Origin of the sequence: Aeromonas finlandensis (assembly GCF_000764645.1) — a bacterium.
GTDB lineage: Bacteria > Pseudomonadota > Gammaproteobacteria > Enterobacterales > Aeromonadaceae > Aeromonas > Aeromonas finlandensis.
Genome location: NZ_JRGK01000118.1, coordinates 1 through 9138, shown reverse-complemented (window position 1 = coordinate 9138; position 9138 = coordinate 1). Strand labels below are relative to the sequence as shown.

11 protein-coding genes and 1 pseudogene are annotated in these 9138 nt (G+C 61.7%); 7 read left to right on the top strand and 5 right to left on the bottom strand.

Going from position 1 to position 9138, the window contains the following annotated elements; translation table 11 throughout:
- The coding region (locus LD28_RS0110765; RefSeq protein ID WP_033136967.1) for a LysO family transporter at positions 1–534 on the top strand (534 nt) is incomplete at its 5' end.
- Between the two features lie 116 nt (positions 535–650).
- Here the strand turns inward: LD28_RS0110765 and iadA are convergent.
- Positions 651–1781 carry a beta-aspartyl-peptidase gene (gene iadA, locus LD28_RS0110760; protein ID WP_033136968.1) on the bottom strand — a complete coding sequence of 377 codons (1131 nt, stop codon included), beginning with the start codon at positions 1779–1781 and terminating at the stop codon, positions 651–653.
- Positions 1782–1957: 176 nt separating this feature from the next.
- Here iadA and LD28_RS0110755 point away from each other — a divergent pair, with 176 nt between their 5' ends.
- Entirely contained in the window at positions 1958–2566 is a 609-nt protein-coding gene (locus tag LD28_RS0110755) for an acyl carrier protein phosphodiesterase (protein ID WP_033136966.1), read from the top strand.
- A 56-nt stretch (positions 2567–2622) separates the two neighbouring features.
- On the opposite strand, the gene LD28_RS0110750 is transcribed toward LD28_RS0110755, so the two are convergent.
- A complete protein-coding gene (locus LD28_RS0110750) occupies positions 2623–3006 on the bottom strand; it encodes a DUF2069 domain-containing protein (protein ID WP_033136965.1) in 384 nt (127 codons plus the stop codon).
- Positions 3003–3353: an arsenate reductase (glutaredoxin) gene (arsC, locus tag LD28_RS0110745; protein ID WP_033136964.1), complete on the bottom strand. Its 351-nt coding sequence runs from the start codon at positions 3351–3353 to the stop codon at positions 3003–3005. Before arsC ends, LD28_RS0110750 begins: the two co-directional genes overlap by 4 nt.
- 60 nt (positions 3354–3413) lie before the next feature.
- Here arsC and LD28_RS0110740 point away from each other — a divergent pair, with 60 nt between their 5' ends.
- Positions 3414–3896 (top strand): TlpA family protein disulfide reductase, encoded by a 483-nt coding sequence (locus LD28_RS0110740; protein ID WP_033136963.1) that lies wholly within the window; start codon positions 3414–3416, stop codon positions 3894–3896.
- Between the two features lie 94 nt (positions 3897–3990).
- On the opposite strand, the gene bepA is transcribed toward LD28_RS0110740, so the two are convergent.
- Positions 3991–5445 (bottom strand): beta-barrel assembly-enhancing protease, encoded by a 1455-nt coding sequence (gene bepA / locus LD28_RS0110735; RefSeq protein ID WP_420911709.1) that lies wholly within the window; start codon positions 5443–5445, stop codon positions 3991–3993.
- Between the two features lie 121 nt (positions 5446–5566).
- Here bepA and LD28_RS0110730 point away from each other — a divergent pair, with 121 nt between their 5' ends.
- From LD28_RS0110730 to LD28_RS0110720, 3 genes are read left to right on the top strand one after another with little or no spacing between them, the layout of a single operon-like run.
- On the top strand, positions 5567–5800 hold the full coding sequence (locus LD28_RS0110730; RefSeq protein WP_033136961.1) for a sulfurtransferase TusA family protein: 234 nt from the start codon (positions 5567–5569) through the stop codon (positions 5798–5800).
- 25 nt (positions 5801–5825) lie between these two features.
- The gene (locus tag LD28_RS0110725; RefSeq protein ID WP_033136960.1) at positions 5826–6896 is read left to right on the top strand and encodes an AI-2E family transporter; all 1071 of its coding nucleotides are present in this window, start codon (positions 5826–5828) and stop codon (positions 6894–6896) included.
- Between the two features lie 44 nt (positions 6897–6940).
- Positions 6941–7747 carry a MipA/OmpV family protein gene (locus tag LD28_RS0110720; RefSeq protein WP_033136959.1) on the top strand — a complete coding sequence of 269 codons (807 nt, stop codon included), beginning with the start codon at positions 6941–6943 and terminating at the stop codon, positions 7745–7747.
- A 98-nt stretch (positions 7748–7845) separates the two neighbouring features.
- Here LD28_RS0110720 and LD28_RS0110715 read toward each other — a convergent pair whose 3' ends face one another.
- Entirely contained in the window at positions 7846–8646 is an 801-nt protein-coding gene (locus LD28_RS0110715; RefSeq protein ID WP_033136958.1) for an alpha/beta fold hydrolase, read from the bottom strand.
- Positions 8647–8906: 260 nt separating this feature from the next.
- On the opposite strand from LD28_RS0110715, the pseudogene LD28_RS0110710 reads away from it, so the two are divergent.
- A pseudogene (locus tag LD28_RS0110710) lies at positions 8907–9138 on the top strand (polyphosphate kinase 2); the annotation flags it as partial.

Sequence of the window (9138 nt, the reverse complement as noted above, 5' to 3'; positions counted from 1 at the left end):
CTGGTGGATCTGCGCGCCCTGCCCATCGACAAATGGAGCGAGTGGGCGCTGATGCTGCTGCTGTTTCTCATCGGGGTGCAGATGCGCAACTCCGGCATGCGGCTGCGCCAGATCCTGCTCAATCCCTGGGGGATGAAGATCGCCTTCACCGTCATCATCAGCAGCTGGATTGGCAGCCTGCTGGCGGCCCAGCTATTGGGCATGCCACTGAGCCACGGGTTGGCCCTCAGTTCCAGTTTCGGCTGGTATTCGCTCTCCGGCATTCTGGTGGCCGACAAACTGGGGCCGGTGCTGGGCTCGGCCGCCTTTATCAACGATCTGGGGCGCGAGCTTATCGCCATCCTGATCATCCCGGTCTTGATGCGTCGCCACCCCTCGGCGGCCATCGGTTACGGCGGCGCCACCGCCCTCGACTTCACCCTGCCGGTCATCCAGAAATCAGGGGGCATTCAGGTGGTGCCGGTGGCCATCGTCTCCGGCTTTATCCTGAGCCTGCTCGGCCCCATCCTGATCCTCGGATTTCTAGCGATCTAGCTGCATTTGCCAGCCGCCAGCACGAAAAAGCCCGACCTTGTTGTCGGGCTTTTGCTGGCTGAATCAACCATGCGGTCGTACTGTCTACAGCACGCGCTACGATATGGCCTGCGGCATTATTCGCGCCACTGGCCGCCACTCATCACCCGCTCGATAGCGAACGTCCGGGAGTGCACCAGCAGCAGATCCGCATCCTGCCCGACCCCGATACGCCCCTTGCTGCCGAGCCCCAGCGCCTGCGCCGGATTGATCGTCACCGCAGCCAACGCCCTCTCCAGCGACACACCGAGCTGGGTCGCCCGCACGCACTCCTGCCACAGGCTGGCGATCTGGCCGCAGCGCATCTCGATAAGGCGCCCCTCGCCATCAAAGCGCGGCAGACTGGCGTTGGCATCCGAGCTGAAGCTGATGCGATCGGCAGGCACACCGGCAGCCAGCAACTCGGCCAGCCCATCAGCGGCAAGCCGCTCGCCATCTTCCACCAGATCGGGGAAGCTGGAGGTGGTGAGGTCGACCCAGCCCCCCGCCTTGCCCCACTCGATGGCCTCGGCAAAGAGCCAGGGATTGCGGTTGCAGTGGGTGGGATAGAGCTGGCGCAGCGGAATATCGGTCTCATCGCGCAGGGCGCGCAGGGGCGCCAATGCCCCCTTGCCATCCCCGATATGGAAGAAGCTGACCCCGCTCTTGCCCGCGAGCAGCCCGGCCACCCGCGTCTCGCTGGCAAGTCTGGCCAGCTCGTCGTGGGTCGGCGCACTGGATCTGTGGTCACTGATGGCCACCTCCCCCACCCCCAATACCTCGGGAATGAGGATGATGTCCGACTCCACCGTGCCGGTCAGGGTCTTGACCGGCAGATGGTAGGAGCCGGTATACATAAACGCGCTCACCCCGGCGGCGCGAAACTCTCGCACCTTGCCGAGCACCTGCACGGGGGTGCGGGTCAGGCTGTCGGTGCCAAGCGCGGCTACCAGGGTGGTGACACCGGCCTTGAGCGCCTCGCTCGCCGCGAGTTCAGGAGTGCGAAAGGCAAAGCCCCCCTCACCGCCGCCGCCCGTGATATGGGCCAGCGGATCCACCAGCCCGGGCACCAGATAGCTGCCACGACCATCGACCCGACTTAGCGGCCAGTTTGCGGGTACCGTCAACCCCTTGCCCATCCAGGCGATACGGCCATCGGCCACCAGCAGATCCTGCTGGCCAAGGTGGGTGGGGCTGAAGATCTCGGCCCCCTCGATCAGGGTCAACATCATGGCTACTCCTTCTCTCAATCCGGTGAAATGTCGCGAGGCAAAACCCTATTTACCCACTATTGGCGGCCCAGTGAAAGTCCTTCCTGCCGATCACGATGTCATGGCAGCCATAGGCAAGGGGAAGCGGATCCGCTAGGCTCAGCGGCACTGTCCCTCTGTGAAGCGACTTTTCCATGAATTTTCTGGCACATCTCCATCTGGCCGCCCACACCGGAAGCTCCCTCACCGGCAACCTGTTGGGGGATTTTATCAAGGGGCCACTGCCCACCGGTCTTGCAACCCACTTCGATGAGGGGATCTGGCTGCACCGCAAAATCGACGCCTTCACCGACAGCCACCCCGAACACAAGGCGGCCGTTGCCAGCTTCGAGGCCCCCTGGCGCCGCTTTGGCGGCATAGTGGTGGATATGATCTACGACCACTGGCTGAGCCAGCACTGGGGGTTGTTCAGTGCCGAGCCCCTGCCCCACTTCCTGCAACGCAGTTATGACCAGCTATTGGCGGATCACCCACGCCTGCCGGACGGGTTGCCGCTCCCCCTCAAGCGGATGGCCGAGCAGAACTGGATCGCCTCCTACCGCCACAGGGAGGGGCTGGGGCAAGCGCTAAATGGCATCGGTCGCCGACTGCGCCGCCCGATACCGCTGGGAGAGGCGCTGTTTACCCTCGATGAGTCGCAGTGGCAAACATGCGAAGCGGGATTTCTGCGCTTCTATCCCGCGCTGATGGACTTTAGCCAGCAGCAGCTGGCCCTTTTTCGCCCCCTGCAAGGGGCCGAGTAATCCCTGCGGATAGACCAACTTCCCCATAAAAAACGCCCCTTGCGGGGCGTTTTTCATCAGTTGGCTTCATCTTTCTTCTTGCGAATGCTAAGGCCAAGTTCCCGACCACGCAGTCGGGCGTAGTAGATGGTGCCGACAAAGGCGAGGGTGGTGAACAGCAGCTCCACCACCGCCAGAGCGCGCTCCCCCTCATCCGTGGTGATCAGGGTGAGAGCGTGGAGGAAATAGGGCATCAACACGAAGTTGCCCCAGGCGTGGGTGTAGGGGTTGCCCTGCACGATCCCCTTGAGCGGAAAGAGCAGCGGCACCGTCCAGATCACCGGCAGCAGCCAGGGATTGAGATCCGGATGGGGTGACAGCCACAGGTGCCAGAGAATGACCCAGCCCAGCAGACCGAAGAAGCCGACCAGGGTCAGCAGACGGGCGAAGCGGGTGCTCACTTGAGGATCTCCAGCACCTGCTCCGGCGGGCGGCCAATGCGGGCCTGACCACTCTTGATGACGATGGGGCGCTCAATCAGCTTGGGATGCTGATGCATGGCGCGAATGAGATCATCGCCGCTGACCTCGGCCAATCCCAGCTCCTTGTAGAGATCCTCCTTGGTGCGCATCAGCTGGCGCGGATCGCTAAAACCGAGCAGAGAGAGCAGGTTGCTGATCTCATCTTCGCTCGGGGCCTGCTCCAGATAGAGCACCACATCAGGGGCGATCCCGTGCTGTTCCAGCAGGGCCAGGGTTTCGCGACTCTTGGAGCAGCGCGGATTGTGGTAGATTTGGGTCTCGCTCATGGTAACTCCCTGATTAATCGCAAGATGGGACTAGAAACGGCGCTATTGTAGGGGAAAGTGATGGTCAGGGTAAGCGGCAGTGGAAAGGAATTGAAACGAATTTGTTGGCTGATTGTGGCTGGCCTGCTGGGCGCCTGCACGCCCGCCCCCGAATTTACCGATGCCAAAGGGCAGCCGGTCAGCTTGAGCCACTGGGTTGGCAAGCCGCTACTGGTCAACTACTTCGCCCCCTGGTGCGCCCCCTGCCTGCGGGAAATGCCACGCCTCAACGGGCTGGCGGCAGAGGGCCAGATCGCCGTGGTGGCCATCAACTACGATCCGACCACCCCAGCAGAGCTGGGCCAGCTGGCAACCCGATATGAGATCAAGGTGCCGCTGCTGATCGCCAATGCGGATGCCAGCCTCCCCTTCCCGCGCCCGGGCGCCCTGCCCACCAGCTATCTGCTCGATAGTGAGGGCAAACTCAAGCAGACACTGGTCGGCGAGCTCGACCAGCAGCAGATCGGGATGCTCAGAGCGGCCGCCAGCAGTCTGAGTCACTAGCGCGGCGCGCTATCACCGTCACCGACATCAACACCATAAACAACAAGGGCGCACCGTGGTGCGCCCTTGTTGTATTGGCCAATGCCCGGTGTCGTTAGCCCTTGAGGCTGTCGAGATCCTTCTTGGCCCGCTCCAGTTCGGTGATGCGCGCCTCCAGACGAGCCAGGGTCATCCGATCGCTGGTGGTGCCGCGCGCCACAATCAGCTCGTCGATGGCCGCCTGATAATCCCCGCGCAGGGCGAGGATCTCGGCCCGCGCCATGTGCAGCTCGGTCATCCTGCCCGCCTTGCGATAAGCATCGGAGAGCAGGTTCCAGGCCAGATTGTTCTCTTCATGCTCGCGGGCATAGGGGTCGAGGATGGCGATGGACTTCTTGTAGTTGCCACTCTCGAGGTAAGCGTTGCCGAGGTTGACCACCACCACTTCGTTGTCCGGCATCCGGCTGCGGAACTTCTCGAGGCGCGCGATGGCCTGGGCGCTGCGCCCCTTGGCCAGATCGATGTCGGTCTGGGCATCGACAATAAAGAGATCTTCCGGATGACGGGCCGCCAGCTCCTGCATCAGGGTGTCAGCCTCGTCGGTGCGCTTGAGCTGGATCAACGCCAGTGCCTTGCCATAAATGGCCGCATCCTTGAGCGGGTAATCCCCCTTCTGGATCCGGGTATCGAAGTAGCTGAGCATCCCCTGCGGGGTATCGGTGCCATAACGCACCTGAATGCGCACCTTGGCCAGCCAGAAGTCGAGGCTGGGCGGCAGATCGCGGCGGCCATAGCTGCTCGCTCGGGCACGCGCTTCGCTGATCCGGGTCTCCGGCAGCGGGTGAGTGAGCAGCATTTCCGGCGGCTTGCTGGCGTAACGGTACTCGGCGGCCAGTTTCTGGAAGAAGTTGGCCATCCCCATGGGATCGAAACCGGCATCATAGAGGGTCTTCATGCCGATGCGATCTGCTTCGTATTCGTTGTCGCGGGTGTAGTTGATGGCTGACTGCATGGAGAGGCCCAGCGTGGTCTGCAGCGCAGCGATACCGGCGGTGGGGTTGATCACCGCCAGTGCGATGGAGCCCACCAGACCGGCCAGGGTCACTGCCGAGCTGCTCGCCTGCGCTTCCATGTAGCGGGCGATATGGCGCTGGGTCACGTGGGTAATTTCGTGGGCCAGAACCGAGGCGAGCTCGCTCTCGCTGTCGGCGTAGAGGAACAGACCGGTGTGCACCTTGACCCGCCCGCCGAGGAAGGCTGCTGCGTTGATGGTGGGATCATTGATCAGGAAGAAGCTAAACGGGAAACGCACCCCATCGGCGTTGGTCAGCAGCCGCTGTCCCAAGTCATCGATATACTGGCTCAGCACCGGATCATCGATGATCGGCAAGCCCGCCCGGGCAAAGCGCATAAAGGCGTTACCGTAACGCACCTCCTGCTCGATGGGCAGGGCCGCGACCCCGGCCGTACCTATGTCGGGAAGCTGATTGCTCGCCTGGGCATGAAACGTGGCCCCCATCAGGGAAACCAGCAGGGGTATAGATGCCATCAGGGGTGAAAAGCGTGCCACGTTATCTCTATCTCCATCAGAAAGGGCCTCGGCAGAATACCCTTGCCTATCAAGGGCTACAAGCGTTGTTTCACGCTCTCATCACAGCCATAATAGCGGCCACCTGCCTGATGGAGTCCCCATGGAAGTTCTCGACCTGACCCCCTGGCGTTGTCCCGAGCCACTGATCCGGCTCAAGCTCTGGTTAAGGGAGGCCAAAAGCGGTCAATCCGTCACCATTCGGCTGGCCGATGCGGGATCACGGCAGGATATTCCGACCTATCTGCAGCGTCAGGGCCACCATGTCGAGATGCAGCAAGAAGCGGACAAAACCCTCTCTTTGCAGTTGGTTGTCGGGGCAAAACAGCCATCTTGAGCCCCAGTGATGTAAGGATGCAGTCATGTTAGAAGTATTGAAGCGCTGGTATCAGACCCGTTTTTCCGATCCCGATGCCGTTACCCTTTTCCTGCTGTTGGTGTTCTGCTTCACCATCATCTGGCTATTTGGCGATCTGCTGGCTCCCCTGCTGGTGGCGCTGGTGATGGCCTATCTGCTGGAGTGGCCAGTCGCCCGGCTGCAAAAAGCGGGGCTGTCGCGCACCCCGGCGACCAGTCTGGTGCTGCTGATCTTTATCGCGGTGGCCGTTGCCTCCTTGCTTGGCCTGATCCCGACGCTGGTGAGCCAGGGGATCAATCTGGCCAAAGAGGCGCCCGCCATGCTGACTCACGCCCAGGACTACGTGCGCACCCTGCCCGACCGCTATCCCGAGCTTATCGATGTCAGTCTGGTGGAGACCGTCATCGACAATATCCGCCAGCGCATCCTCAGTGGTGGCGAGCATCTGGTGAGCGCCTCCCTCAGCTCGCTGGTGAACGTGGTGGCCATCATGATCTACCTGATCCTGGTGCCGCTGATGGTTTTCTTCATGCTCAAAGACAAGCGGGTCTTGATGGGCAGCCTGCGCCGCTTTCTGCCGCGCAACCGCACGCTGGTCAACCGGGTCTGGGTGGAGATGAACAACCAGATCATCAACTACATCCGCGGCAAGGTGATCGAGATCCTGATCGTCGGCATCGCCACCTATATTCCCTTCGCCCTGATGGGGCTGCGCTACTCGGTGCTGCTGGCAGTCGCGGTCGGCTTCTCGGTGCTGATCCCCTATATCGGCGCCGCCGTGGTGACCGTGCCGGTCGCCATGGTCGCCCTGTTCCAGTGGGGGCTCACCCCCGAGTTCGCCTGGCTGATGGTGGCCTATCTGGTTATCCAGGCCCTCGATGGCAACCTGCTGGTGCCGGTACTCTTCTCTGAAGCGGTCAACCTCCATCCGGTGGCCATCATCATCGCCGTACTGGTGTTTGGCGGCTTGTGGGGATTTTGGGGGATCTTCTTTGCCATTCCCCTCGCCACCTTGGTCAAGGCGGTGATCAACGCCTGGCCCAAGCGGGAAGAGAGTGCCCATGCCGTTAAATGATCGGCGACATACACACAGATCCAGCTACTGATACGAGAGCGCCTATGACCCTTTCACGTCGCATCACCCTTGGCGGGCTTATGACCCTGCTTTTCGCAGCCGTGACCCCGGCACAAGCCGAGATCGATCTCGGCTCGGTCGATATGCTGGCCAGTGACAGTCCCACCAGCCCGGTGCCGCAAGGGTTGGTGGTGGGAGCCACCGTGCTCGGGGGCAAGGCCCGTTACGAGGCGCAGGACAACGCCATCTACGCCATCCCCGGCTTTATCTACTTCGGCGACGACTTCATGTTTCTGGGGGATCGGGCCCGCTACTACTTCCATAAGGATGAGAAGGTCGCCCTCTATGGCTATGGCCGGGTCCGTTTTGGCAATCTGGACCCCGAGGACTCTCCCGCCTTCAGCGGCATGGATCAGCGCAAGTGGCAGCTGGAAGGGGGAATTGGCGGCAATATCGTTACCCCTTACGCCCTGCTGACCATCCGCGCCAACAGTGACGTCACCGGCCGCAGCAAGGGGCAGGAGCTGCTGCTGTGGGCCGATTTCCCCATCATGCGCGACAACCTGCTGATCATGCCGGGGATGGGTGTGATGCTGCGCAGCGACAAGATGGCCAACTACTACTTCGGCGGCATCACCGAGAGCGAAGCGACCGCCCAGCGGCCCGCATGGGATACCGGCACCACCCTCTCCCCGATGGCGGCCCTCATCACCAGCTACCGCTTCAGCCCCAACTGGATTGGCATGTTTGCCATGAACTACGAATGGTATGATCGGGACATCAAAAACAGCCCCATCGTCCAGCACGATGGCGAACTCTATGCCGGGTTTGGGCTTGGCTATATCTGGTAACACCCTGTCAGGTAACAGGCTGCGCCGATAGGCACCTGCCCACTCACCAAACGCAACAAGGGAGCCACGGGCTCCCTTGTTTATAACTTGCGTCTGGCTTACAGCGCAGTCAGAAACTCAGCCAGCGCCTGATTGACGAAGGCGGGGTTCTCTTGTGAAGAGATGTGACCAGCCGCCGGGATCTCCTTGAACGGGCAACCCAGCACCTCGGCCATCAAATAGCCCTCCAGCACCGGACGGGCCTTGTCCTCGCAGCCAGTCATCACCAGCGCAGGCACAGTGATCTCTTCCAACCACTCGATGCGATCTTCGCGAGTCACAAAGCTGCGCCCCACTGCCACCATGGCGGCGATCTTCTCCCTTGGCCAGGCGGCCAGTCGCGCCTTGAAATCGGCCAGCAAGGTGACATCGGGCTGGTTGGCAAAGAAGATGGGTGCCACCTGTTCGATGATGGGCGCCGGCACTGTGCCGTGCTGCTCGATCATCGCCAGCATGCCGAGATAGCGCTCGCAGGTGATCTGCGGCTCGAGACCAACGAAGCTGTCCATCAGCACCAGACCCTTGAGGCGAGCTGGAGCCATGCGCGCCAGCTCCACCCCCCACATGCCACCGATGGAGAGGCCCACCAGCACGAACTCATCGACCCCGAGGGCATCGAGCAGCGCCAGATGATCGCGCGCCAGAGTGGCCAGGGTGCAGCCACCTTCGGGGAGCACGTCGGAATCACCGTGGCCCCACAGCTCGGGGACGATGCAGCGATAGCTGCTCTTGAGCGCCTCGATTTGCGGCGCCCACATGGCGCTGTCCCACAGATAGCTGTGGCCAAACAGCAGCACCGGGCCCTGCCCTTCGTCCAGATAGGCCATCCGGCGGCCCGCTATCTCCATAAAATGCTTCATGTTATCTCCTGTTGCCAGCTGCTGATGATGAGGCGGCAGTGCGAATTGCCATAAATGGCGTCATGTTTTTTCTATTGCCAGCGGCTGATGAGGCGGCAGGATAAATCGCCATAATTGCCTCATGTTTTTTTCTGTTTCTGTTGCCAACTGTTCATGGGGCAGCAGTGTATCACGTCCCCCTTGGCAGTGGCGCCTCCCTGGTGCAAGCTGGAAGTGACTCAAAGAAGTCACCCATGAAAGGATGCCAAAAGGAGAAGCCCATGGCGAAGGAGAAGAGCAAGAAGCGGCCGCGTCTGGACAAGAAGTGTTACGAGCACCACCTCGCCCATCTGCAGGAGGAGCTGGTCAAACTGCAGGAGTGGGTCAAGCAGGAGGGACTGAAGGTGGTGGTGCTGTTCGAGGGACGGGACGCCGCCGGTAAAGGGGGCGTCATCAAGGCGATCACCGAGCCCCTCAACCCCCGGGTCTGCCGGGTCACGGCGCTGCCCGCCC